Here is a 25,432-nt window from a genome sequence, read left to right on the forward strand (position 1 = left end):
TGTTCAGGCTTAGGGCGTGTCCTAGCCGCCCGCTGGTCGTCCGTACGGTCATGGACGTCAGGGGAGCGGATCCTGTTCGGGCTCGTCGGTCACGTCGGTCCGTGCAACGCTCAGCCCGTTCGGGCCGTACCGGTAGTAGGTCATGCGGGTGAGGCGTGGCGCGTAGGCGTGGATGCTGATGGCGGGTGCAGCGTGGTTGTTGCGGACGTCGTGCACGTCGCCGACAGCGACCCGGCCGGTCTGCCCCGGCGTGAGGACCTGGGACGTGAGTGCTCCGCGCTCGTCGGGACGGATTTCGTCGAGCGCGCCGGCGACCACCGTGAATGCCCCCGCGGACTCTCCGTGGTCATGCAGTTCGGTTGCCTGGGTGCTCAGCCAGGTGAGCAGCCACACGTCAACCTGGTCGTCGGCGAACAGGCGTGCCCACCAGCGCTTCCCCGGCCGGAAGCGGACGAGCGGCCGCCATCGGGCGGTGTCGTCGGCCACCTCCTGGACGAGCTCGGCGAGCGAGGACAGGTCCTGCTGCGCGGTGCCGGAGACCATTCCGGTCGACGTCCTGGTGATCATCATCGGTTCCATTGCAGCTGCTTGTGACTGAACTGGCCGGGTGGCCTCAACGAGCCGGGTACCCTACCAGACCGATAGGGAAACTGTGATAGTCGGATGCTCCGACTCCAAACCCGGAAAGGTCTCTGATCGGCCGGCCGCTTCGGTCCGCATCGTCTTCACCGCTCCGGCGCTTGAGCTGAACAAGACCGGGTGGAGGGGAGAAGTGCGCGGGAGCAGCGGGTACGCGGGCATCCTCATGCATCGGTGACCCTGCCGGGTCGGCGTCCTACTTCGAGGCAGGTCCTGACTCGGCATCGCGCTTGGCGACCTCCTCGCGGACGATTGGAATGACGTACCGACCGAAGTCGATGGCGTCGCCGAGAAGGTCGTATCCGCGAGCGGAGAGGATGTCCACGCCCAGGTCGTAGTAGTCGAGCAGAGCCTGGGCGACCGTCTCCGGTGTCCCGACGAGGGCGTTGGAGTTGCCGGCGCCACCGGTGGCGGCCGCCGTCGGTGTCCACAGTGCTCGGTCGAAGCGCTCACCCTCGGCCGCGACCGCGAGCAGGCGCTGTGACCCGGTGTTCTCGGGGGAGCTGAGCCGGTGCCGGCGGGTGAGCGGCGTGGTGCCACCGTTCGTACGAGCCTTGATGGTGTCCACCGTCCGGTGGGCCTTCTCCCACGCGAGTTCCTCGGTTGGCGCGATGATCGGCCGGAAGGCCACCTGGATCTTCGGGGTGTCGGTGCGGCCTGCCGCCCGCGCGGCCTGCCGGACCAGCTCGATCTGCTCGGCCGTCTGGGCGAGCGGCTCGCCCCACAGGCAGTAGATGTCCGCCTCGGCACCACCGGCCGCGTAGGCCGCCGGTGACGAGCCACCGAAGGACACGCGAGGGCGGGGCTGCTGAACGGGGAAGACGTCGCTGACGAAGTCGGCGAAGCGGTAGTGCGGGCCCTCGTGGTCGAACGGCTCCCGGGTCGTCCAGGCCCGCTTGACGATCCGGATGTACTCCTCAGTCCGGGTGTAGCGCTCGTCCTTGGTGAGATAGTCGCCCTCGCGCTGCTGCTCGTGGTCGTTCCCACCGGTGATGAAGTGGACGGTCACCCGGCCGTCGCTGATGTGGTCCAGGGTCGCGAACGTCTTGGCGGCGAACGTCGGGATCGACAGGTTGGGCCGGTGGGCGATGAGCAACTGAATGCGCTCGGTCCGGGCGGCGATGTACGCCGCGGCCTGTGCCGGGTCCGGCGAACCTGACCCGTACGCCGTCAGGATCCGGTCCCAGCCGTGGTCCTCGTGCGCGCGGGCCAGGCGAAGCGTGTAGTCCTTGTCGAAGCTGGCGCCGGACCGGGGCGTCGTCTCCGAGCCGTCGTTGGTCGCTGCGATACCGAGGAACTCGACCGGCATTCTCGTACTCCCTCCCAGGCGGGCCGACGGCCCGCGACCGAATCCCTACTATTCAACTCGGAATTCGGTTCGGCCACCGCGATCCCATGGTGTGGACATGCCGGGACGCGGCAGCCGTCGAACCCGGACGGGATGTCCAGTTTCTGGGACGACGGTTGGCGTCCGGCAATTCCTACCTGGATAGTAGGGATCATGCATTGGCGGCTCTTCCTCACCTCGCGGCGTGCCATCGATCTGATGCGGGTCGCGAGTGGTCTGTGTCCCTGCCCTCGGTGTCACAGCGACCGGTAGTTCTCACTGTCGTCAGTCCTTACTGTCGTACGCCACGTCACTTCGTCGACGGGGTGCGGCTCACCACCGCTGTCGTGCGCGCACCACGCGACTCGCACCTGCTCCCTCTTCCGTCCGGGTTCGTTCGGCTCCCCCAGCCCTGCTCGCCGGCTGGAGGTACGAACGTCTCGTCACCGCATTCGCCACTGTCCTACCGGAGGAACCCGGATGTCCTTCCTTCCCTCACTCGCGCGCGGGGCACATACTCATGCCCCGCGCGGACACCGCCCCCTGGCAGCGCTTCTGGTTGCCCTGCTCCTGTGCGCGGTCGCGGGGTGCGGTACGTCCTCCGGTGGTTCCGGCTCGGCAGCCGGAGCGGACGCGAACGGATCTGACGCCGGCAAGCCACGCGCCGGGGGCAACGTCAACTTCGCGCTGTCGCTGGCACCGGCGTGCCCGGACCCGCAGCAGGCAACCCAGAACATGGCCATCTACATCGCCCGCCAGGTCACCGACTCCCTGACCGACCAGGACCCGAAGACCGGAAAGATCGTGCCGTGGCTGGCGAAGTCCTGGGAGATCGGCAAGGACGGCAGGGAGTTCACGTTCCACCTGCGTGACGGGGTGACCTTCAGCGACGGCACCGCGCTCACCGCCCAGTCCGTACGGAAGAACTTCGACTCGATCGTGCACGACCTCGGTGCGGCCGCTCCGCTGGCAAGCACCTACCTGTCCGGCTACCAGCAGACCCGGGTCTCGGACAAGCTGACGGCCACAGTGGTCTTCGCCCAGCCGAACGCGCAGTTCCTCCAGGCGACCGCGACCCATTCGCTCGCGATCGTCGCCGACAGGACGCTCGCCACGCCACCTGAGCAGCGCTGCCAGGGAAAGGTGATCGGCTCGGGTCCGTTCGTGGTGAAGCGGTTCGTCCAGGGTGGCGACGTCGTCCTGGCCAAGCGCAAGGGGTACGCCTGGGGCTCGAAGGTCTTCGGCCACACCGGGGACGCCTACCTCGACACCATCACCTACAAGATCGTGCCGGAGTCCGGCGTGCGTGCCGGAAGCCTGGCCACCAACCAGGTGGACGCGGTCAGTGACGTGCTCCGGCAGGACGAGCCACAGATCGAGGGCGCCGGCGGGAAGGTGCTCACGATCACCAATCCGGGCGTGGTGTTCCTCCTGCAGCCGAACGTGTCCCGCGAGCCGCTGAAGGACGAGCGCGTCCGGCAGGCCGTCCAACTGGCGGTGAACCGTCAAGAGGTGGTTGACACGGTGCTCGGCAAGCACTTCAAGGCCGCCAGCAGCGTGCTGGGCCGGCGTACGCCTGGCTGGACCGACCTGTCCAGCCTGCTGAACCACGATCCGAACCGGGCGAAGGCTCTGCTCGACGCCGCCGGCTGGCGTGCCGGCCCGGGCGGCATCCGGGTCAAGGGTGGCCGGAAACTGACCATCGACGTGGTCTACTCACCCAACTTCAACGGCAGCCAGCCCGCTCTGGAGCTCGTCCAGCAGCAGCTTCGCCAGGTGGGGATCGCGCTGGAACTGCGGCAGGTCACCAACGCCCAGTCCAGTGAGATCGACCAGAGTGGTGACTTCGACACCTTCTTCTACAACATCACCCGCGCCGACCCCGACATCCTGCGCACGCAGTTCTCGACAAAGCTCGCCAACCGCGGCCGGCGCGCCCCCGACCAAGCACTCGATCCGCTTCTGGACAAGGAGGTCCGGACCCTCGACGAGGCGGGCCGGGACAAGCTCGTCGGGAAGGCGCAGCGGCTGCTGGTCGAGCACGGGTACGTGATCCCGATCTTCGAGTTGTCCCAGGCGATCGGGGTCAGCAGTCGCGTGCACGGTCTGCGGTTCGAGGCGTCGTCGCGGCTGCAGTTCTACGACACCTGGATCTCCCAGTAGCCGTCGAAGCCGTCAAGGCCGGAGAGGTGCATGAGACGTTATCTGGCGGGGCGGGCGCTGCAGGCGGTCTTCGTGTTGTGGGCCGCCTTCACGCTCACCTTCGTGGTGTTGTACCTGCTGCCGAGCGACCCGGTGAGCATCATGCTCGATCCCGGCGGCCAGGGTTCCTACGTCGATCCGGCGCAGGTGGCGGCACTGCGCGCGCGCTACCACCTCGACCAGTCGATGCCCGTGCAGTACGCCGCGATGCTGGGCGATGCCGTCCGCGGTGACTTCGGCACCTCCATCACCACCGGAGCACCCGTGCTGCTGCTCATCTTCCAGGCCCTGCCGGAGACGCTGAAGCTCGCCGGCAGCGCGCTGCTGCTCGCCCTGGTCGCGGGCGTGGGGATTGCGTTCCTCGCGACGTACACGAGGGTGGCGTGGTTGCGGCAGTTCCTGCTCGGCCTGCCGCCGCTGGGGATCTCGGTGCCGACGTTCTGGGTGGGACTGCTGCTGGTGCAGGTGCTGTCGTTCCGGCTCCCGGTGTTTCCGGCGATGGGCAACCAGGGACTGCGAAGCCTGGTCCTGCCTGCCGTGACGCTCGCGGTGCCGACGACGGCGGTGATCGCCCAACTGCTCGCGAAGAGCCTGGACATGACCTGGGGGCAGCCGTACGTCGAGACCGCGTGGGCGAAGGGAGCGACCCGGCTGCATGTCCAGGCCCGGCATGTCTTTCGCAACGCGGTCATCCCGACCCTCACGATGGTCGGCCTCACGGTGGGGAACCTGGTGGCGGGGTCGGTCGTGGTGGAGACGGTGTTTTCCCGCAACGGCATCGGGCGGCTCACCCAGCAGGCCGTCGAAGCGCAGGACATCCCCGTCGTGCAGGGGCTGGTGGTCTTCGCCGCGGTGGTGTTCGTGGCCACCAACCTGCTGGTCGACCTGATCTATCCGCTGGTCGATCCGCGCATCGCCCACACCCCGTCCCCGAGCCGCTGACAGGAGCACAGGTGAGCGAAACCCAGGTCCGAGCGCTTGCTGTCGCGGACGGGCTCGCCGAACCCATCGGAAGCGTGCCCCAGGAAGAGGTCGGCCCACGCCGGTGGGGCCTACGGCGTCTGCTCGGGCAGCCCGGACTCGTCCTCGCCGTGCTGGCGATCCTGGTCGCGCTCGCCTGGGCGGCGGTTCCGGCCGTGTTCACGACGTACGACCCGATCACCGGCGTGCCGGCGCAGCGGCTGGTGCCACCGAGCGCACAGCACTGGTTCGGCACCGACCACCTGGGCCGCGACCTCTACACCAGAGTCGTCTACGGCGCCGGACTGTCGCTGCGGGCAACGGTGATCGCGGTGGCGATCGCGTTCGTCGTGGGCTCGGCCCTCGGTCTGCTGTCGGGGTTCTTCGGCGGGGTCGTGGACACCGTGCTGATGCGCCTGGTCGACGTGCTGCTGGCCGTTCCGGGGCTGCTGCTGTCGCTGGCGGTGGTCACCGCGCTCGGGTTCGGTACGACCAATGTCGCCATCGCCGTGGGGGTCGCGGCGGTGGCGAGCTTCGCCAGGGTGATGCGCGCGGAGGTGCTGCGGGTGCGCCGTGCCGCGTACGTCGAGGCAGCAGGTGCCTGCGGCGTCCGCCGGATCACGACCCTGTGGCGGCACGTCCTTCCGAACTCCACCGGCCCGGTCCTGGCGCTCGCCGCGCTGGAGTTCGGCTCGGCGATCCTCGCGGTGTCGGCGCTGAGCTTCCTCGGATTCGGTGCGAAACCGCCCACCCCCGAGTGGGGGTCCCTGGTGTCGGAAGGACGCAACTACCTGGCCACCTCCTGGTGGTACACCACGCTGCCCGGGCTGGTCGTGGTGGCGGTCGTGCTGGCGGCCAACCGGATCGGCCGAGCGCTCGACGCCGGACGGAGATGAGCAGGGGGATGAGTGGGATGGGGAACCTGGCTCCGAGGCCGGACGACGCTCGGCCGCGACCGCTGCTCGAGGTGGAGAACCTCAGCGTGTCCTACCACGTGCACGGGCGTGCAGTGGGCGCAGTCCGCGACCTCAGCCTGAGCGTGAACCCGGCCGAGATCGTCGCGGTCGTCGGCGAGTCCGGGTCGGGGAAGTCGACGACCGCGCACGCCGTGATCGGCCTTCTTCCGCGCGGAGGAACGATAGACGGCGGGCAGGTCCGCTTCGCCGGTGACGACATCGTGGGCTGGTCGGAGCGGCGCATGCGGTCGGTGCGCGGTGCCCGGATCGGTCTCGTTCCGCAGGACCCTGGTGTGTCGCTGAACCCGGTGAAGCGGATCGGTGACCAGGTGGCGGAGGTGCTCAGGCTGCACGGCCGCGCCGACCGGCGTGGAGCCGCGGTGCGAGCGGTGAAGATCCTCGCCGAAGCAGGCCTGGACAGTCCCGGCGTACGGGCGCGGCAGTACCCCCACGAATTGTCCGGGGGAATGCGGCAGCGGGTGCTGATCGGCATCGCGCTCGCGTGCCGGCCGCAGCTGGTGATCGCCGACGAGCCCACCAGCGCACTCGACGTCACCGTGCAGAAGAAGGTGCTGGACCACCTGGAAGGCCTGTGCGGGGAGTTCGGAACCGCGGTCCTGTTCATCACCCACGACCTCGGTGTGGCGGCCGACCGGGTGCACCGGATCGTCGTGATGCGGCAGGGTCAGGTCGTCGAGGAGGGGACGGCGGCCGCGATCCTGGACGACCCCCAGCATCCCTACACCCGGGAACTGATCGCCGCCGCGCCCAGCCTGGCGAGCAAGCGGCTGGTGCAGGCACGCTCGGCCCCGAGTGCCCAGACTCCTGCGTCCGCAGGTGGGTCCGCGCCCGCCGCCTCCCGCGACATCCTCCGGGTGCGGGGGCTGACCAAGGAGTTCGGCGTGCCGAGGTCGGGCAGCGATCCGGCCGGCACCTTCCGCGCGGTCGACGACGTGTCCTTCCGGATCCGCCGGGGCGAGACGTTCGGGCTGGTGGGGGAGTCCGGTTCAGGGAAGTCCACCACCGCACGGATGGTGCTACGGCTGGAGCGGCCCACCAGCGGGTCGGTGCAGTTGGACGGAGCCGACATCACGAACGTCGGGGGAACTGCGCTGCGCCGGCTGCGGCGGCGGATGCAGCTGATCTACCAGGACCCGTACTCCTCATTGGATCCCCGGATGAACGTCGGGCAGATCGTGGCCGAACCGCTGCGCGCGTTCGGTGTCGGGGACCGGACGGCCAGGCGCCGGCGTACGGCCGAACTCCTCGACCACGTGGCGCTGGACTCGTCGATGCTGGCCCGCCGACCGGCCGAACTGTCCGGCGGACAACGCCAGCGGGTGGCGATCGCCCGGGCCCTGGCGCTCGAGCCCGATCTCGTGGTGTGTGACGAACCGGTCTCCGCCCTCGACGTCTCCGTACAGACCCAGATCCTGCGGCTGCTGGTCAGATTGCAGGAGGAGCTGGGGTTGTCGTACCTGTTCATCTCCCACGACCTGGCCGTCGTCCGGCAGATCTCGGACCAGGTGGGGGTGATGCGTCGTGGCCGTCTCGTGGAGGTGGGACCCGTCGACGACATCTTCTCCGCGCCGAAGGACGGCTATACGCAAGAGCTGCTTGGCGCGATCCCCGGTGTCCGGGGTGCACGCGCAGGAGGACGGCCGCATGAGGTTTCTGGTGAACACCTCTATCAGCAAGGGTCCCAACCTGCTGACTGGTGACCAGCTCACCACTCAGGGCCGATTCCGCATGACCGTCGACTGGGCCGTGGCCGTGCTCAGTCTGCGGGATCGAAACCAGGAGAAGTACGAGCTGATCCGCTAAACCGATCTGTCCCGGGCCGTGGACATACACGGCGCACCCTGCCGCCCGGACGGTTTGTCGGTCGGTGACGGCGCCAAGTCCGGACCGTTGAAGTCGACCCGCAGGATTTCGCGGGCCAGCGCGTCGTTCTGGCGGAAGAACGGCGCGTTCATCCGGGGCCGGGGGAAGGCACCGCCGGCCGCGGTCCCGGCCACCCAGTAACCCGCCGCGAACAGGTCCGGTGACGGCGTCCCGTCGCCACGGACCACCCGCAGGTCGGCCGGCCTGGCCCGAAGCCGGCCGGTCGGCCGGGCGTCGCCGTTGGCGTCGATCGCGACGTGCTCGGCGGCCTCCCCGCGCGACAGCAGGCTCGCGACAAGCGGATCGGTGGTGCGGGCGACGTCCGGTCGGGGTAGCCGGGACTCCACCAGCCACCGGGCGGTGACCCGGTGGGACATGCTGGCGCTGGAGGCCACGAACGCACCACGCGCCGGGTCGGTCTCGACCACCATGTCCGCGCCGAGGAAGTCGACGATCCCGGCCCGGGACAGCGCGAGCAGCTCCTCCAGGCGCGGAGCCGGCGGCCCGCTGGCGAAGTAGCTGAAGAACCCGTGCCACCAGCCCTCGATGTCGGCCTGGGCCCGGGTCGACAGGCACCCGGTGGCCGTCGCGGTGGCGAGTGTGCCGTAGACCACGAGCAGGGCCAGGAACGCGGCCCCGTCCGCGCTGAAGTACGGGTCGGCCCGCCGGTCGAGGTCCGCACGGATGTAGTCGCGCAGCCAGGTCCGCAGATCCTGCTGATCCACGAAGGTCCTTCCGGCCAGCGGCCGGTCGAAAGACGCGAGGTCCAGCCTGTCCTCGCGCTTCGGGACGGCCTGGGCCACGAGCGCGGCGAGGCCGGAGTCGTCCCGGTCGGGGTCGGCGTAGCCGGCGGCGAAGTCGTCCCAGGACATCGTGACGCGGTCCGGGTGGGCGGTGAACAGCTCGCGGTAGTAGGCCCAGCAGATCTCCCTCCACATCAGGGGAAACAGGTCGTCCCAGAAGTCGAGCGGGCCCCGCTCGGCCCGCAGCTGCTGGCAGACGTTCGCGGTGAAGAACCTCGGCGTGGGTGGCCGTCCCAGCTCATAGGAAATCTTGGCGTGGTACGGAACACCCCGGCCGGAACCGACCACGAGCCGGGGTTCACGCCCCGACGGAACGTAGGCGAGCTCGCCGTCCCGGCGTTCGAACCGCCCGCCGCGCCCCTGGCCGAGCAACACCATCAGGTCGACGAACGCCAGACCGAACCCGCGCAGCAGCACGGTTTCACCGGCAGGAATGTGGTCCAGGTCGAGGTCGGCGGTGTAGGCGGCCGGCAGGTACCCCAGTCCGTGCCGCTCGGCGAACGAGCCGAGCCGCTGCTCCTCCAGGGTGGGCCTGGCGTCAAGGTGGCCTTGCGTGAGGACGATCCGGTCGACCGTGAGCTGGTCGCTCCCGCCGTGCAGGCTCACCAGGTGCCGCCCGGTGCCCGGCTCAGGCGTCACGTCGACGGCATGGGTCGGGTGCACGACGATGCCGACCCGCTCCGGCGCGCTCGCCCGGACCCGTTCGAAAACCCAACCCAGGTAGGCACTTTGCAACCTGCGGGTCGCGAACGAACCAGGGCCCAGACGCCGGGCCTCCGCACCCACGGGAGAGCCGGCCGGGAGCAGCCGGCCGACGTCTCGCACCCACTCCCACAGGGATGGCCCGGCCACCACGGGGCCCTCGCACCGCACGGAGTCGTCCGGGAACGTCGTCACGTCCGCGGTGGTGGAGTTCATCCACAGCAGCGGCGACTGGTCATGGCGCCAGACCCGGCCTCCACCCGGCGGGTGCGGGTCGACGAGATGGACCTCCAGCCGGCGGCCGGGTTCGAGCAGGTCGACGTTGGCCACCAGGCGTTCGAGTACGGACGTGCCGCGAGGACCGCCCCCGACTATGCACACCACGAGCGGGCGCTGAGCATGCATTGCCGCGCCTCCTTCCACGAAAGGTGCCTGCTGTCAGGTCCAGGTCTGCCGTCAGGCCCTGGTTCTTCGTCAGGTCCGCTGCCGGCCGGTGCGGAAGGTCAGCGACACAGGCCGCTGGCCACACGCATCAGGTCGACGACGCGGCGAATCGTGAGCAGGAGAAAGCGTGGCACAATCCCTACTATCGGACTAGGAGATCGATCCGGCCACCGTCGTCCCACGCATCGGACAGCGGGAAATCTCCACCGGTGAAGCCGGAATACCAGCGTGCACGAGTCTGTTGCAGACCACCAACCGAGTTCTGGAGGCAGTCGATGCCAGCTCCGCTCCCACTGCACCTCGCGGTGGCCCTCGAGGGTGCCGGGTGGCATCCGTCGGCCTGGCGCGATCCGCGGGCACGTGCCGACGAACTCCTCACCCCGGCGTACTGGACCGATCTGGTCCGCGAAGCGGAGACCGGCACGCTGGACTTTGTCACCATCGAGGACTCCCTCGGCATCCAGACGACCAGCCCCGACGGGCCGGACGAACGGCTCGACCAGGTGCGCGGACGGCTGGACGCGGTGCTGGTCGCCGCCCGGGTGGCCCCGCTCACCAGGGGAGTGGGGGTGGTGCCGGTGGCGACCGTCACCCACACCGAGCCGTTCCACGTCTCCAAGGCGATCGCGACGCTGGACTACGTGAGTGGTGGCCGGGCCGGCTGGCAGGTGCGGGTGTCCCCGCGCCAGTGGGAGGCCGAACTCTTCGGGCGCCGGACGGTTCCTGCGATCCAGGGAACCGACCTCGACGCGCCGGAAGCGGCAGCGGTTCTGGAGGACCTGTTCGACGAGGCCGCCGACCACGTGGAGGTCGTACGCCGGCTCTGGGACAGCTGGGAGGACGACGCGGAGATCCGGGACGTCGCCACCGGCCGGTTCGTGGACCGGGACAAGCTGCACTACATCGACTTCGAGGGCCGCTGGTTCAGCGTGCGGGGGCCCTCCATCGTCCCGCGCCCGCCGCAGGGGCAGCCGCTGGTCACCGCGCTGGCGCACCGCTCGGTCGCCTACCGGCTGGCCGCGAAGGCCGTCGACGTGGTGTTCGTGACCGCCCATGACGCGGAGGATGCCGGTCGGATCGTCGCCGAGGTACGCCGGGAGCAGGCCGCGGCCGGGCGGGAGGACGAACTCCTGCACGTGTTCGGTGACCTGGTGGTCTTCCTGGCCGACGACGAGCACTCGGCGGCCGAGCGCAAGGCGCACCTGGACGCCCTGTCGGACGCGGACTTCACCAGTGACGCGCCCGTCTTCGTCGGCACACCGGCTGCGCTCGCCGACCGGCTGGAGGACCTTCGGTGGGCGGGGCTGACCGGCTTCCGGCTGCGGCCGGGAACGCTTCCACACGACCTGGAGGCGATCACCCGCGGGCTGGTGCCCGAGCTGAGACGCCGGGGGATCTTCCGCGAGAGCTACGACGCGTCCACTCTCCGCGGGCGGTTGGGCCTCGAGCGTCCGGCCAACCGATACGCCGCCACGACCGGGGGAGCCCGATGAGCCAGCCGAGTCAGAAGAGTCAGACGAGCAAGCCCCGCAAGCAGATTCACCTGGCCGCGCACTTTCCGGGGGTGAACAACACCACGGTGTGGAGCGATCCGCGCTCGGGCAGCCACATCGAGTTCGACTCGTTCCTGCGGTTCGCACAGACCGCGGAGCGGGCGAAGTTCGACTTCCTCTTCCTGGCCGAGGGACTCCGGCTGCGCGAGCAGGGTGGGCAGATCTACGACCTCGACGTGGTGGGACGCCCGGACACGTTCACCATCCTGGCCGCGCTGGCTGCTGTCACCGAACGGCTGGGCCTGGCCGGCACGATCAACTCGACGTTCAACGAGCCGTACGAGGTGGCACGTCAGTTCGCCAGCCTGGACCACCTGTCCGGCGGTCGGGCGGCCTGGAACGTCGTCACTTCCTGGGACGCGTTCACCGGCGAGAACTTCCGTCGCGGTGGCTACCTCGCGCAGGAGGACCGCTACGAGCGGGCGAAGCTGTTCATGCGGACCGCGTGGGAGTTGTTCGACTCCTGGCGGGGCGACGAGATCGTCGCGGACAAGGAGAACGGCGTCTTCCTCGCCGACCCCGGCGCGGGGACGTTCGAACGCCACGACGCGCAGTTCGACATCCGTGGCCGGTTCGACGTCCCGCGCAGTCCGCAAGGTCGGCCGGTGATCTTCCAGGCGGGCGACTCCGACGAGGGCCGGGAGTTCGCCGCGGCGACCGCGGACGCCATCTTCAGCAGGCACGCCACTCTTGAGGCGGGCCAGGCGTTCTACACCGATGTCAAGGGACGGTTGACGAAGTACGGCCGTACGCCCGAGCAGTTGCTCATTCTCCCGGCGGCGACGTTCGTGCTCGCCGACACCGACGGGGAGGCGCGGGAGTACGCGCACGTTGTTCGCCGGCAGCAGGTCAGCGGCCAGACCGCGATCCGGTTCCTGGAACAGCTGTGGAATCGCGACCTGAGCGAGTACGACCCCGACGGGCCGCTTCCCGACGTCGATCCCGTAGTGGGCGAGAACACCATCGCCCGCGGCCGGGCGAGCGTGCGGATGTATCGCGACCCGCTGCAGACCGCACGGGAGTGGCGCGAACTCGCCGAGGCGAAGAAGCTGTCCATCCGCGAACTGATGATCGAGGTCACCGGACGCCAGTCGTTCGTCGGCTCACCCACGACCGTCGCGGACGAGATCGACGACCTCGTTCAGCGCGACGCCAGCGACGGTTTCATCCTCGTTCCGCACATCACTCCGGACGGCCTGGACGACTTCGCCGACAAGGTGGTGCCCATCCTGCAGGAGCGTGGGGTCTTCCGGACCGACTACGCCGGCACGACGTTGCGTGATCACCTCGGACTTGCCCCTTTGGAGGTCCCGTTGCCCGCACGCCGCCGATGACCATGGCGAAGCAGACGCCCCTGGACGACGCAGGGCTCGCCGGTCCGGGGCCACCGGCTGGACAGGAGACCTCGCCCGACTCGAACTCCCATTCGGTCAGCGCCGACCTCGCGTACCAGATCTCGTCGCCCCGGCCTGTTCAGGAGATCGCACGATGACCAGCTGTGCAGAGGTAGCGAACCCATGCAGATCCGAACCCTTGCCCGACCTGTTCAGGTCGGTGTTCCGGCGATACGCCGCGGGGGTGGTCGTGGTCACCGCGGACGCGGGGTTCGGCCCGGCCGGATTCACCGCCACCTCGCTGGCCTCGATCTCGCTGGACCCACCGCTGGTGTCGTTCGCCCTGTCCACGAACGCCTCCAGCTGGCGCACGATCAGCGTGGCCGAGTCGGTGGTGGTCAACTTCCTGGACGCCGAGCAGCACACGCTGGCCCGGACGTTCGCCACCAGTGGAATCGACCGGTTCGCGCCGCCGACGCGGTGGTCCCGACTGCCCGACGACGGCGAACCAGTGCTGGACGACGCGGCCGGGGTGCTGCGAGGCCGCGTCGAGCACCGTTTCCCGGTGGGTGACCACCACCTGGTGGTCGCACGGATCATCGACGGCACGAGCAGGGAGCACGCACCGCTCGTCTACCATGCCGGTGCGTACCGCACCGTCGACTCCTTACGTCCTGTCGGCCGGTCCGGACCGGCGGATTCTTCGTTGGTGGACACCCGATAACGGTCCGCATGGGTGGCAGCAGGCGCGAAACCAGGCGGCAGTTGCTGCCGCGGCATCGCGGCTATCCGAAACGTCGGCGGCGGGCCTCTGCGACATCGACAAGGGCACCTTGCATGTTGTCGCCGACAGGTATGCCAGGTCGGCGTTCGAGGTCACTGCATGAGCTTTGCTGCGTAATGGGCGCGGCACCGGTGCCATGCCGCAGCCGGGGCAGGGTGGCGTCGCGTGTCTACGTCCGCCCGGCGGGGACGAAGCCGACCCGGCATCGCCAGGCTTCGGGACGTCCGTCGGCTCTCGGGGAAGGTTCTAGGAGAGGACATGCGGAGGGGTGTGTCGTCGAGCAGGGGTAGGTCAATGTCCGACGATGCGGATGCGGTGGTTGTGGGTTCTGGCGTCAACGGGTTGGTCGCGGCGGCGGAGTTTGCCCTGGCTGGCTGGTCGGTCGTCTTGGTCGAACGGAACCGGGACATCGGAGGTTTTATCGCCACAGAGGAGCGCACGCTCCCCGGCTATCTGCACGACACCTATTCCTCGTGGCAGCCGTTGTTCGTCTCCGGTGCGGCATACGCAAGTCTCGGCGACCTGCTGCACAAGCATGGTCTCGAGTACCGCAACACCGACGGTTGGACGACCGGGAGTGTGGCCGCCGACGGGCGGACGACGCTTCTACACCGGGACCCCGAACGCACTGTTGCGGAGTTCGAGCACTGTGAGGACCGGGCGGCCTATCTGGCCTCGCTGGCCTTCCTGGCCGAGAACATGGGGTCGATCGGTGGGCTCATGAGCAGTGAGCTTCGCTCGCCCGCGCTGGTGCGGTATTCGGCCGGGTTGGTCAGGAGGAGCGGCCGTCACGGCATGGAACAGCTGTTGCGTTCGGTTGCGACGAGCGGGCGCGGGTACGCGCGCCGGGAGTACCGCGGGCCAGAGGTGGATCACCTCCTGGTGCCGTGGCTGCTCCATGCCGGGCTGTCGCCGGACCACGCGTCGGGCGGGCTGACGGCGCCGTTGCTGGCCGCGACGCTGCACGGGTTCGGCCTCCCGGTGGTCCTGGGTGGGGCCGGTCGGTTCGTGGCGGCGTTCCGGTTGCTGCTGGACTCCCTCGGCGTGCGCGTGGAGACGGGGACACGGGTGGAACGCATCCTCGTCCAGGAGGGCCGCGCGACCGGCGTCCTGGCCGGCGGCAGGGCGATCCGGGCACGCCGGGCCGTGGTCGCCTCCGTGACCCCTACCGCGCTCTACGACGACCTGCTTCCGGAGGGGACAGTGCCGCCCGCGATCGTCGAGGAGGCTCGAAGGTTTCGTTACGGCCGGGCGGCGATGCAGATCCATGTCGCCCTGTCCGGACCGATCGGCTGGCGCGACGAACGCCTCGGCACGATTCCGCTCGTCCATCTGTCCGACGGGTCAAGCAGCACCGGGATCGCCTGCGCGGAGGCGGAGGCGGGGCTGCTGCCGAGGAGGCCGACATTGGTGGTCGGGCAGCAGTACGTCCTGGACCCGAGCCGGGTACCTGCCGGAGCCGCCAGCCTCTGGCTGCAACTCCAGGAGGTGCCGCACCTCCCGCGCGGGGACGCCGCCGGTGAGCTCGACACGGCCTCCGGCTGGACCGCCGCGCTCGCACATGGCTACGCCAAGCGGGTGCTGAACCAGATCGCCGAGCACGCACCCGATCTGCACGATCGGACCCGCGCGGTCGACATAGTGACTCCAACCGACCTAGAAGCGCGCAATCCGAACGCCGTCGACGGCGACCCGTACGGCGGTTCGGCGGAACTGGACCAAAGCTATCTGTGGCGCCCGTTACCCTCCGCCGGTCGACACGCGACCCCGGTGGACGGGCTCTGGCAGATCGGTGCCTCGACTCATCCGGGAGCCGGACTCAACGGAGCATCCGGCCACGTCGTCGCGAAGGCCCTCACCGAGCCTGGCCGACTGACCCGACTTGGTGAGCGACTGGCCAGGCGTACATGACCCCGTGGCCCGCCGTGCCGGCCGACGATGAGCGCCCGGCCGACGAACTCGCGCGCCCGCAGCCGATGGTTCGGGACGACGAGGCAATGGGCAACTGCACCTCTGCCACCAAGATCACCGTCGGGTGGTTCTTGGTGAGCACTGGCGTACGTCGTTTCGCGTCCCGTCCCGCACTGCACACCCCCAACTGTCCGCGAGCTGATGTGCGACCTGGGGTGGGCGTTGGCGCTACCGTCTAGGCCCGTTCGGGAGGAAGAGGGACGTTCCAGGTCAGGGCGGCGCCCTCGCCAGGGCTGTGGATGGTGAAGGTGCCGTGGTGGCGTTCGGCGCGGACACGGAGGTTGCGCAGGCCGCTGCGGCGGGTCGTGTCGCCGATGCCGCGTCCGTTGTCGCAGACACGGACGGTCAGGCCGCTGCCGTTGACGGTGACGTCGACGCTGACCTGGGTGGCGTGGGCGTGCCGAGCGGTGTTGGACAGTGCTTCGCGGACGACCGCGAGGAGATCGCCGGTGATGGCGTCGTCGACCAGTTCGATCGGGCCGGTGAAGTGGATCGACGGCGCGTACCCGAGTGACGGGGTGGCGTCGTGAACGACGTTCAACACTCGTTGCCGCGCGCCATCACCGGACTGCTGGTACGGCACCGGGGAGGGGCGAAGCCCGAAGATCGTCATACGGATCTGGCCGATGACGTCATCGAGCGTGGCCACCGTCTCCAGCAGCCGCTGCCGCAGCCGCGCGCGGGGTTCGGCGTCTGCGGCAGCGGCCATGCTCTGCAGTCTCATTCCGGTGACGAAGAGTTCCTGGAGGACGTGGTCGTGCATGTCGCGGGCGATCCGGTCGCGCTCTTCCAGCAGGCGCAGACCTTCGGCCTGGGTGCGGTGTTCTTCCTGCTGCTTGGCCAGCACGGCCTGCGAGGCGAACGAACTGAGCATTGCCACGTCCAGGTCGTCGAAGTTGGGCCGGCCCCGACGCTTGCCGACGTTGAACGTGCCCAACTGGGCTCCCTCGGGGTCCACGATCGGGACGCTCATGCCCGGACCGAAGGGAGCCACCCATGAGCGCGCTGGAGGGTAGAGATTGGAGTGTTTGCCCCAGTCGTTCCAGAGCTGCGGCTCGCCGGTGGTCAACGCCAGTCCAGCGATTGAACCGTTCAGAGGAACCCGCTGACCCAGTAGCGTGTCGGCGCCCTCGCCGTCCACGGCAACGTTCATCAGCCAGTTCGGGTCGCCGGTAGGCAACACGACCAGGGCCACGTCCGCATTCGAGGCCACGCGGGCCCTGCTCGCGATGAGGGACCACAACGCATCCGTCCCGGTGCCCGCCAGCATCGCCGAGGTGATCTCCACAGTCGCCTGCAGCCACGCCTCACGACGATGGAGCGCTTGTTCGCTAGATGTGGGCATCTTTAATGAACTGTGCAGCAACTTAGTCAACGTATCAACCTCTGCGGGGGTGATTGTCACTGGTCACTACTATGCGGCGATTCAGCATTGCTCACCTCTGATGCACCTGGGCAACCCACGGCAATGTTGCGATAGTCGAACAAGTAAACCGACCGACTTCTTCCCGGGAGGGAACGGCATTCTCTCAATGAGAGGATCTGCGGCCCAGCACTGTCCAGCGTTCTATTAGGCGCCCATTTGCGGCGTAGGGACCCTTCGTCGAATCGCGAAGCTTGCAGAGCTGGTAACCGCGTTGGAAGTCTGCAGGTGGTGGCCCCTACATGTGTGCAGCAAGGGTCGGCTTCCACCTGATGGTCAGGGTGGATACCTATCTGCCTCTAATCCCAGCCAGTAGACATTCGGTCTAGGTCGGGCCATATGGCCTAAATGCCTTACCTGGGATCTTCGCGGCCGCGCGGGCACTCAACGCCATCACCGTTGTAGAACAGGCCGAAGGTGTTGGCGATGCCGCGATGATTCGGGGTGGATTCCGCCCCGGATCGGGTGGTGGACGGCGCGTTGGCGCGGCTGAGCACCAAAGACTGCCGAGGTTGCGCTGGCCGGTGTGACTCGGCGGTCATGGGACCGATGAAGGTGAAACACACTTTCGGCGTTGGCATCGGCGTCGGCGCGGTCGACGGATCTGACGGAGAATGCCTGGAGTGACGAGTCCTCAGCCAGACGTCCCGTTGTCAGCGCGCACGGTCTGGTCCCGCGCTGTGCCGACGCCGTTGCGCGAGTTCGTCCGAACGGAGACAGGTAGCGCTGTCGTTGTGCTGGTGGCGGCGGTTGCCGCGCTTGTGTGGGCCAACGCCGACGCGACGTCGTACGACATGGTGTGGCGAAGCCCGATGTCGATCGAGATCGGCGCGTTCGGTCTGACCCAAGACATTAGGGGCTGGGTCAACACCGGACTGATGACGTTCTTCTTCTTCGTCTTCGGCCTCGAGGCTCGACGCGAGTTCGACATGGGGGAGTTACGCGATCGGCGGCGGCTGGTGCTCCCGCTGGTTGCCGGATTGTGCGGCATGGCCGTCCCTGTCGGTATCTATCTCGTTCTCAATGCAGGGCATTCCTCAGCGTCCGGTTGGGGCACGGTGATGTCGACGGATACTGCGTTGGCGCTCGGCGTGCTCGCCGTCGTAGGTCCTCGCGTGCAGGTGCGAACGCGTGCGTTCCTGCTCACTGTCTTCGTTGTGGACGACATCGCCTCGTTCGTGGTCATCGCGGTCGCCTACTCCGAGCGGATTCGGGTGGCCGCCCTGCTGGTCGCACTGGGATTCTTCTGTATGGTCCTGCTTGTCCGCGCCGCCGGCGTCCACCACGGTGCCGTGTATCTGGTGCTCGGCGTCGGGATGTGGGTCGCGCTGTTCGAGTCCGGTATCGAGCCGGTACTCACCGGACTACTGATGGGCATGCTCGCCTACGCCTATCCGGCCAGCCGCAGTGAACTGGAGCGGGCGACCGACCTGGTCCGGCGCTTCCGGGAGCAGCCGACACCGGAGCTGGCGCGGTTGGCACGGCTGGGGGTGGGGTCGGCCATCTCACCAAACGAGCGGCTGCAGCTGCTGTATCACCCATGGACGAGCTACCTGATCGTTCCGGTCTTCGCGCTCGCCAACGCCGGAGTCGTCGTCACCGGCGACATCCTCGCCGACGCATTCACCTCTCCGATCACCCTCGGGATTTTGATCGGCTATGTCGTCGGCAAGCCCGTGGGAATCTTCGCTGCCACCTGGCTGACCACTCGGCTGAGCCGGGGTCGGATCCGTCCGCCGGTCGGGTGGGCGGCAGTGGCCGGCGGTGGCATGACCGCAGGGATCGGCTTCACGCTGTCTCTGCTGATCGCCACCCTCGCCTTCACCGGCCGCCAGCTCGAGGACGCGAAGATCGGCATCCTCTGTGCGGCGCTCTGCGCGGCGGTGCTGAGTGGGGTCGTCTTCCGCATCATCGCGTCGCTTCCGCCGCACCTTCGCAGCCGTGCTCTCCTGGGTGAGACCGACGCCATGATCGACCTTGGCGTACCGGTCGACCCAGCTCGTGATCACCTGCGCGGCCCCCACGACGCTCCTGTCACCGTCGTCGAGTACGGCGACTTCGAATGCCCCTTCTGCGGACGGGCGGAGCCAGTTCTGCGAGAGCTTCTCGCCGAGAGCGGCGACGTCCGCTACGTGTGGCGCCATCTTCCCCTCAACGACGTTCACCCGCGGGCCCAGCTTGCCGCGGAGGCGGCCGAGGCTGCCGACATGCAGGGCGCGTTCTGGCAGATGCACGACCTGTTGCTCGATCAGCAGGACGACCTCAAGCCAAGTGACCTGGTCCACTACGCCGATGCTCTTGGCCTCGACGTCCACCGGTTCCGTGAGGATCTCCGGAGCCATAGGGGCGCGGCCCGGGTCGCCGAGGACATCGACTCGGCCGACCTCAGCGAGGTATCCGGAACGCCGACGTTCTTCGTCAACGGCCAGCGACACCACGGCGCGTACGACATCGCCGCGCTGTCGACGGCGGTACGCCTGGCCCGGATACGGGCAGGAATAGCGTCGTAGACGAGCGTGCCGGGAGCGTGACCTCGGGGGAGGTAGGTTCCGTGACGTCGGTCGAAACTGACACTACGAACGGCATCCGCAACATGCAGCTGTCCCACAGGTTCGCGGCGACTTCTGCGGTGTTCGACGAGCCGAATCTGGTGTCGTCGGCTGGGCTGGTCCCGGTGATGGGTCTGGCGGAATCGGCCAGCCAGCCACCGTGCGGGTTACGAGGAACGAATGGCATCGCTGGCCCTTGAGCCGTCGGATGAGCTCAGCGTTCGGCGTCTTCGGGTCGTCGTGCGTGTTTGCTGCTGGCTTTGACTTCCGAGGAATCGCCACCCGCTATGAAAAGCTCGCCGCTCACTACCGCACCGCCGTCACCGTCGCCGGCCTCATCCTGTGGATCAACCAAGATCCACAAAACAGGCCTGGCAGACAGTGCCGGCGTGCTCATCCCTGCACTTGATGGCAAGTTGCTGAGGCTCCAAGAGAAATCGCATTTCTCGTCAACCTAACCCGCGTTGGCGCGGCGGGCCGTGCTGAACCGGCGTTGGTAGGCGGTGGGGCTGATCGACAGCTTCCTGGCGAAAACCCGTCGCATGCTCTCGTAACTGGGGAACCCGGCGAGGACCGCGGCCTGCGTCGCGGTATGTCCTTGGTCGAGCAGCGCCCTGGACATGTCGAATCGGATGTTTTCCACGTAGCGGGCCGGTGTCGTGGCCAGCTCGTCGTGGAAAAGCCGGGTGAGGTGCCGCGTGCTCACGTTGAGGTGTTTCGCGAGTTCACCGAGCGAGTGGTCCCCGCGGGGGTTCGCCGCCACCAAGTCGGTGATCTTACGGAGAGCCGGCGAGCGGGGCGGCGGTAATTGCAGCGGGGCCGAGAACTGGGACTGGCCGCCCGCACGCTGCATGTACACCACCAAGGCGCGGGCGACGTCGCGCGCCAGGCGGGGCCCGTGGTCCTCTTCGATGAGAGCGAGCGCCAGATCGATGCCGGCCGTCACCCCTGCCGACGTGTACGTGGTGCCGTCGCGAACGTAGATCGCGTCGGGCTCGACGCGGCACGTCGGACAACGGGCGGCGAGCTCGTGCGCGACCTTCCAGTGTGTGGTCGCGCGCTTGCCGTCGAGGAGGCCGGCGGCGGCGAGAACGAACGCCCCAGTGCAGATCGACGCGATCCGGCCGGCCACAGCCGCCGGTACCCGCGCGGCGTCCGCCAGGTCGCCGGGGACACGAGCGCGCGGATAGAGGTCGGACCCGGCCACTAGCAACGTGTCGAAAGCCGACTCCGACGAGACGGCGCCGTCGACCGCGAGCTGGACCCCGAGGCTCGACGTGACGCCCGCACCGGTCGGCGACAGCAGCACGGTCCGGTAGTCGGCGCCGAACCGGTTCGCCTCCTTGAACACCTCCGCGGGACCGGCGACGTCCAGCAACGTCACTCCGTCGTAGACGAGGATCGCGACGCGATGGGGGGCAGCGTTCACCACTCCGGTCCCTCCAGAGCCGGTGACCGGGCGGACCCCGGCGGCACCGACCGCGGTCGAGCCGGCGACGCAGAAGGCATGAACACCGTTCCTTGGTAGCACACCGTCATCCTGGGATGACGGGGGCCCTCGTGGGCGGAGTTGCTCAACCGGCAGCGGGCGCCGAAGCCACCCCCCTCCGGCCGCCTTGGGGTGGTTCCGCGGTGCCGCGGCGGGGTGCGGGTCGTCACGAGAGTCAGTGCAGCGGTCGTGGTGGAGCACCCGGCTGCGATTTCGCCCCGTCCGGATTTAAGTGCTTCCTGGCCGGACGAAGGCAGCGCCGCACGCCGCCCCGCCGGCAGCATGGACATCGGACACACGGTCCACAGCCAGCACAGTCCCCAGAAAGTCAGAGGTCATGGCAGAGGTCATCGCGGGGTTGGAGATTCCTGAGACAGCGGCCGTCGCCGAGGCGACCCGGCTCATCCAGGAGACGACCAGCCCCCTCATCTACCACCACTCCCGGCGGGTCTTCTTCTTCAGCCTGATTCACGCTCACAGGCTCGGTGTGAAACCGGATCCAGAGTTGCTCTACGTGGCGGCAATGTTTCACGATACCGGTCTGTTGACTCCCTTTTCCGACGTCGAGCAGCGTTTCGAAGTCGATGGCGCCGATCACGCGCGCAAGTTCCTCCTGGAGCGGGGTTTCTCGACCGCCGCCGCCGACGCCGTCTGGACGGCGATAGCGCTGCACACCACGCCGGGCATCCCCGACCGGATGGGCCCGGAGATCGCGACCACGTACCTCGGCGTCTTGACCGAGGTGATGGGCTTCGGCCTGGACGGATTGGACCGCGTCCAGCTGGACGCAATCCTCGCCGTCCACCCACGAGGGGACTTCAAGAACCAGTTCCTGCGAGCCTACGTCGAGGGGCTGAAAAACCGCCCCGAAACCACGAACGGCACCGTGAACTCCGACGTGCTCGAGCACTTCATCCCCGGCTTCCAGCGCACAACGACGGTCGAGCGCATGCTCGGCGCACCTTGGCCGAGCTGAGTGAGAACGGTGTCAGTCATGTCGGCAACGGGCGTCGTCTCGGAGGTCGTGCCTCGTTCGTCGTGCTCCTCGAGTGGATGCACAATGGCGCTCTGGCGATTCGTGCGCAACTTCCCAACGAGGCCTACTACGCAGCTGCGAGTGCCCTGCGCCTGTGACGCCTGGAGCACCGGAAGTACGTGCTGCCGGCGTCACCCGCTGCTCTCCGCACCGAGGATGACCGGCCGAAGTAAGCGGTGACTACTGGGGACAACGAAGGAGCGGACTCGATGGCCACGCCCTGAGGGCCCTGCCTCGTCTCCCTGATGAGAACCAACGGACAGACGAAGATGCCCTGCACGTGAAGGGGCTGTGCACTCGGGTTGCCTCCACGCACCCGAAGGACACGGCGAAGACCACACGAAGGAATCAAAGGAACCATGACCAACACCCAGCGCGTCAACATCGGCAAGCAGCACCCGGCCGCCTACAAGGCCCTTATCGCCATGTCGTCGGGGGTAGAAGAGGCCGCCGCCGAAGCAGGCCTCAACCCGCTCTTGGTCGAACTGCTGAAGATCCGCACCTCCCAGATCAACGGCTGCGCATTTTGCCTGCGTATGCACACCCGCGACGCCCTCGAGAAGGGCGAAGCCCCCGACCGGATCGCCGTGCTACCTGGCTGGGAAGAGACCGACTACTTCTCCGAGACCGACCGTGCCGCCCTCCGCCTGACCGAGGCGATCACGCGCGTGGCGGACGGACACGTCAGCGACGAGGACTTCAACTCCGCCGCGGCCGTACTCACGGCGGACCAGGTGTCGGCAGTCGCCTGGCTGGCAACCGTGATGAACGCCTTCAACCGCGTCGCGATCACCAGCCGGTACCCCGTCGGCAGCTGACCTCGCCGGTGACACCGGCGGTGAAGTGATGGTGGAATCAGTCGGACAGCTAGCGCGAGCTGGCGCAGGTCTGAGCGCGTCCGAGGCCACGATCTGCTGGGGATGTCCAACCTGAGCGCCGATTCGAAATCTGTCTGGGCGGGGTCCGGAAGTTCGACACCCAGGCGTTCCTGAAGGTCCGCCTTCATGGACGTACTCATGGTGCGCTGCGCTGCCTGGACCGATTCGATCACTGCCCGTCCGAGCTCCTCGGCGTCGAGGTCGCGCATACCCCGAGCCGTGATCTTCAGCGACGTGACTTCCCCGGTGCCGTGGACCGAAACCTCGACAGCACCGCGTTCGTCAACGCCGTCGTAGGTACCGTTGACCAATTCCTCGACGAAGGCGGACATCTCGTGCAACTGCTCGTGGAGGTCCGCCAGCTTGCCGTCAAGCGCTCGGGCGGGACACTCCCGGGCTTCTCGGCCGGATCGCTTGGGCGGACGCCTGCTCTCGGTCCAGAGCGCTGAGGAGAGCGGCGGCCTGGTCGTCCGGACCCTTGATGGTGTTGTCCTCCTCGGCCTTCTTGTACCAGGCGGCCACCTTGTGAACAGCGGAGCTAACCTCGCCGAGTGAGGTGCTAACCGCGTCGACGGCCTTGTCCATGAAGTGCTGCGCCTGGTCGTAGGTGGACTGCGCACCGAGCGCGACGAGCGGCCAGGTCAGGTCCGTAAGTGACTAACGCCCTGTCCTGTGGACAGCTGGCGTCGACGACGAGGCAAGTCCTGGCACCATCCAGCGCACGAACTCGCCTACTACAGATGCGGCCGCGTCGACGGTTGCCCGCACGGTCATCCGGACCTCTACTCCACGAATCCGCCGCCGGCGACGGGTCGGACCTCGACCCCTCCGCCTTCCTGGCAGGCCGGGTTGAGCTTGGCGATCGCCAGCGCCGCGTCCAGGTCGGGCGCCTCGAGGATGTAGAAGCCGGCGACGACCTCCTTCGCGTCCACGAACGGGCCGTCGATGATCGTGTCGCCGCGCACCGAGGTGGCGAGGTCTCGGGGAGTCAGCGCCCAGGCCGCAACCATGGCGCCGGTCCGCTCCAGTTCCTCGGCGTGCCGGTCGCACGTCTCGGTGTCTTCGGCGGTGTGATTCGGGCGGTGGGCGGAATCGGTCGCGTAGATCAGAACCGCGTATTGAGCCATGACGGGTGCCTTCCTGCTCCTGTGTTCTGGGTCGGTACACCTCTACGTCGAGCGGTCCACCCCAATTCGACAGGACTGTACGACGAGATTCGGAAGGGATTCCGTTCAACCTGACCCGCGCCGCAGCCACCCTCACCGGTCCCGCGCTGGCCAAGGCGACCACCGCCACCATCCGCGCCAACTGATCGCAGTCCCCGCACGCCTGGCAACCTCCGCCCGACGGATCGTCCTGTATCTGCCGGCCGCCTGGCCGTGGGAAAGCGCGTGGACCCGCATGTTCACGACCGTCCTCGGCTGCGGGCCACCCACCCCGGCAACGACCTGACCACCCAGCCTCAACGGCGCGATCCGGAACCCCGAACGTGGACACCCTGGCAACCAGGCCAGGCGAAAGCCCCTGCCCGACCACAACCCCAACTGCCAATCCCACACCGAAACGATCACCTATAAGCCATCGGTGGATTCGGGCTCAGTGACCCTCAGTGTCACATCCCGAGGAAGCTCACTGTTTCTGCGATGTCCGCCCGCATTGTGCGCAGCTGCGGCACGCCTTCCATCTCGAAACACACCGAGACACCGCAGAACAGCACGAGGCCGTCACCGGCCCCGACTATCTCGCTGACGGTCTTGCGATACATCGTCCACATCACCTGTGGACAGCTGTGCAACCCTTCCGCCCTCAGCAGCAGCATGATCGTCTGTAGGTACATCCCCGCGTCCCCCCACTGACCGGGCCCCATCGACCGGTCGAGGTAGCAGAACAGCACGACCGGTGCGCCGAACGCCTCTGAGTTCAAGGCGGCGATCTTCATGGGCCTGTCGGGATCGTCGCGGGCGATCCCCAGCGCTTTGTACCTCTGGGCGGCCGCAGAGGAAAAACGGTCCAGGTATGGCGAGGTCATTTCGGCCGGGTACATCGGATACTCTCGCTCATCGCCCGGGTCTCCCGCTAGTGCCCGAGCGGTCGCGCGCCTCTTCAGTTGGGCCAAGGGCTTGCCGGTCACGACATACACATGCCATGGCTGAAGGTTTCCACTCGAAGGCGCGCGCGATGCTGCGTCCAGTACTCGTTCGAGTACCTCCTTGCGTACCGGCTCATCGCTGAATGCCCGCACGGCCCGGCGACTGTTCACAGCTTCATACACATCCACGTTCTCGTCCTCTCACCAACGACAACCATGTCTTTACCGTCGTCGGTGCCGGCGACGTGCAACGGGGTCGCGTTCGTTGAGGTGCCGGGCGAACCGGCGTCGGTACGCGCGGGCGAGCGTACCGCTCGACATCGCGGACGGAACCGTGACGGGAGCGGGCCAGCACAAACAACGTGCCGATATGCCGGTTGACCTGCTCGTTGACCTGTCGCTGTTCCTC

At 68.0% G+C, this 25,432-nt stretch carries 19 protein-coding genes and 2 pseudogenes; 12 read left to right on the forward strand and 9 right to left on the reverse strand.

Annotation, left to right across the window (positions count from 1 at the left end; genetic code table 11):
- Positions 1 to 57: 57 nt before the first annotated feature.
- Together ABZV93_RS18350 and ABZV93_RS18355 are read right to left on the reverse strand one after the other, a co-directional pair.
- Positions 58 to 570 (reverse strand): cysteine dioxygenase family protein, encoded by a 513-nt coding sequence (locus ABZV93_RS18350; RefSeq protein ID WP_354937221.1) that lies wholly within the window; start codon positions 568 to 570, stop codon positions 58 to 60.
- Positions 571 to 835: 265 nt separating this feature from the next.
- Positions 836 to 1,948: an LLM class flavin-dependent oxidoreductase gene (locus ABZV93_RS18355; protein WP_354937224.1), complete on the reverse strand. Its 1,113-nt coding sequence runs from the start codon at positions 1,946 to 1,948 to the stop codon at positions 836 to 838.
- Positions 1,949 to 2,446: 498 nt separating this feature from the next.
- On the opposite strand from ABZV93_RS18355, the gene ABZV93_RS18360 reads away from it, so the two are divergent.
- From ABZV93_RS18360 to ABZV93_RS18375, 4 genes are read left to right on the forward strand one after another with little or no spacing between them, the layout of a single operon-like run.
- Positions 2,447 to 4,129, forward strand: a complete 1,683-nt coding sequence (locus ABZV93_RS18360) for an ABC transporter substrate-binding protein (protein ID WP_354937227.1) — start codon at positions 2,447 to 2,449, stop codon at positions 4,127 to 4,129.
- A 30-nt stretch (positions 4,130 to 4,159) separates the two neighbouring features.
- Positions 4,160 to 5,110, forward strand: a complete 951-nt coding sequence (locus tag ABZV93_RS18365) for an ABC transporter permease (RefSeq protein ID WP_354937230.1) — start codon at positions 4,160 to 4,162, stop codon at positions 5,108 to 5,110.
- Between the two features lie 11 nt (positions 5,111 to 5,121).
- A complete protein-coding gene (locus tag ABZV93_RS18370; RefSeq protein ID WP_354937233.1) occupies positions 5,122 to 6,024 on the forward strand; it encodes an ABC transporter permease in 903 nt (300 codons plus the stop codon).
- A gap of 17 nt (positions 6,025 to 6,041) precedes the next feature.
- Positions 6,042 to 7,805 carry an ABC transporter ATP-binding protein gene (locus tag ABZV93_RS18375; protein WP_354937236.1) on the forward strand — a complete coding sequence of 588 codons (1,764 nt, stop codon included), beginning with the start codon at positions 6,042 to 6,044 and terminating at the stop codon, positions 7,803 to 7,805.
- Positions 7,806 to 7,904: 99 nt separating this feature from the next.
- Here the strand turns inward: ABZV93_RS18375 and ABZV93_RS18380 are convergent, their stop codons facing one another.
- Positions 7,905 to 9,878, reverse strand: coding sequence for an FAD/NAD(P)-binding protein (locus ABZV93_RS18380; protein ID WP_354937239.1), 1,974 nt, complete (start codon positions 9,876 to 9,878; stop codon positions 7,905 to 7,907).
- 314 nt (positions 9,879 to 10,192) lie between these two features.
- Here ABZV93_RS18380 and ABZV93_RS18385 point away from each other — a divergent pair, with 314 nt between their 5' ends.
- The 4 genes from ABZV93_RS18385 (at position 10,193) to ABZV93_RS18400 (ending at position 15,499) form a co-directional block, all read left to right on the forward strand.
- Positions 10,193 to 11,410 carry an LLM class flavin-dependent oxidoreductase gene (locus tag ABZV93_RS18385; RefSeq protein WP_354937242.1) on the forward strand — a complete coding sequence of 406 codons (1,218 nt, stop codon included), beginning with the start codon at positions 10,193 to 10,195 and terminating at the stop codon, positions 11,408 to 11,410.
- Positions 11,407 to 12,804, forward strand: a complete 1,398-nt coding sequence (locus ABZV93_RS18390; protein ID WP_354937245.1) for an NtaA/DmoA family FMN-dependent monooxygenase — start codon at positions 11,407 to 11,409, stop codon at positions 12,802 to 12,804. The genes ABZV93_RS18385 and ABZV93_RS18390 overlap by 4 nt, the downstream gene beginning before the upstream one ends.
- Positions 12,805 to 13,003: 199 nt before the next feature.
- Positions 13,004 to 13,528 (forward strand): flavin reductase family protein, encoded by a 525-nt coding sequence (locus ABZV93_RS18395; protein WP_354937248.1) that lies wholly within the window; start codon positions 13,004 to 13,006, stop codon positions 13,526 to 13,528.
- A gap of 354 nt (positions 13,529 to 13,882) precedes the next feature.
- Complete coding sequence (locus tag ABZV93_RS18400) at positions 13,883 to 15,499, forward strand: NAD(P)/FAD-dependent oxidoreductase (RefSeq protein WP_354937251.1); 1,617 nt, start codon at positions 13,883 to 13,885, stop codon at positions 15,497 to 15,499.
- 235 nt (positions 15,500 to 15,734) lie between these two features.
- Here the strand turns inward: ABZV93_RS18400 and ABZV93_RS18405 are convergent, their stop codons facing one another.
- On the reverse strand, positions 15,735 to 16,964 hold the full coding sequence (locus ABZV93_RS18405; RefSeq protein WP_354937254.1) for a GAF domain-containing sensor histidine kinase: 1,230 nt from the start codon (positions 16,962 to 16,964) through the stop codon (positions 15,735 to 15,737).
- Between the two features lie 641 nt (positions 16,965 to 17,605).
- Here ABZV93_RS18405 and nhaA point away from each other — a divergent pair.
- Complete coding sequence (nhaA, locus tag ABZV93_RS18410) at positions 17,606 to 19,492, forward strand: Na+/H+ antiporter NhaA (protein WP_354937257.1); 1,887 nt, start codon at positions 17,606 to 17,608, stop codon at positions 19,490 to 19,492.
- 493 nt (positions 19,493 to 19,985) lie between these two features.
- On the opposite strand, the gene ABZV93_RS18415 is transcribed toward nhaA, so the two are convergent.
- On the reverse strand, positions 19,986 to 20,963 hold the full coding sequence (locus ABZV93_RS18415; RefSeq protein WP_354937260.1) for a GlxA family transcriptional regulator: 978 nt from the start codon (positions 20,961 to 20,963) through the stop codon (positions 19,986 to 19,988).
- 394 nt (positions 20,964 to 21,357) lie between these two features.
- On the opposite strand from ABZV93_RS18415, the gene ABZV93_RS18420 reads away from it, so the two are divergent.
- Together ABZV93_RS18420 and ABZV93_RS18425 are read left to right on the forward strand one after the other, a co-directional pair.
- Entirely contained in the window at positions 21,358 to 21,996 is a 639-nt protein-coding gene (locus ABZV93_RS18420) for an HD domain-containing protein (RefSeq protein WP_354937263.1), read from the forward strand.
- 419 nt (positions 21,997 to 22,415) lie between these two features.
- Positions 22,416 to 22,874, forward strand: coding sequence for a carboxymuconolactone decarboxylase family protein (locus ABZV93_RS18425; RefSeq protein WP_354937266.1), 459 nt, complete (start codon positions 22,416 to 22,418; stop codon positions 22,872 to 22,874).
- 179 nt (positions 22,875 to 23,053) lie between these two features.
- Here the strand turns inward: ABZV93_RS18425 and ABZV93_RS18430 are convergent.
- From ABZV93_RS18430 to ABZV93_RS18440, 3 genes and pseudogenes are all read right to left on the reverse strand, one after another.
- Positions 23,054 to 23,275, reverse strand: a pseudogene (locus ABZV93_RS18430) (YbaB/EbfC family nucleoid-associated protein); the annotation flags it as partial.
- 28 nt (positions 23,276 to 23,303) lie between these two features.
- Positions 23,304 to 23,519 carry a hypothetical protein gene (locus ABZV93_RS18435; RefSeq protein WP_354937269.1) on the reverse strand — a complete coding sequence of 72 codons (216 nt, stop codon included), beginning with the start codon at positions 23,517 to 23,519 and terminating at the stop codon, positions 23,304 to 23,306.
- 197 nt (positions 23,520 to 23,716) lie between these two features.
- Entirely contained in the window at positions 23,717 to 24,061 is a 345-nt protein-coding gene (locus ABZV93_RS18440; protein WP_354937272.1) for a YciI family protein, read from the reverse strand.
- Positions 24,062 to 24,159: 98 nt separating this feature from the next.
- Between ABZV93_RS18440 and ABZV93_RS18445 the strand changes: the two are divergent.
- Positions 24,160 to 24,386: pseudogene (locus tag ABZV93_RS18445) on the forward strand (IS1380 family transposase); the annotation flags it as partial.
- Positions 24,387 to 24,546: 160 nt separating this feature from the next.
- Here ABZV93_RS18445 and ABZV93_RS18450 read toward each other — a convergent pair.
- Positions 24,547 to 25,212: a nitroreductase gene (locus tag ABZV93_RS18450; RefSeq protein WP_354937274.1), complete on the reverse strand. Its 666-nt coding sequence runs from the start codon at positions 25,210 to 25,212 to the stop codon at positions 24,547 to 24,549.
- Positions 25,213 to 25,432 lie beyond the last annotated feature (220 nt).

Source organism: Actinopolymorpha sp. NPDC004070 (genome assembly GCF_040610475.1).
Taxonomy (GTDB): Bacteria; Actinomycetota; Actinomycetes; order Propionibacteriales; family Actinopolymorphaceae; genus Actinopolymorpha.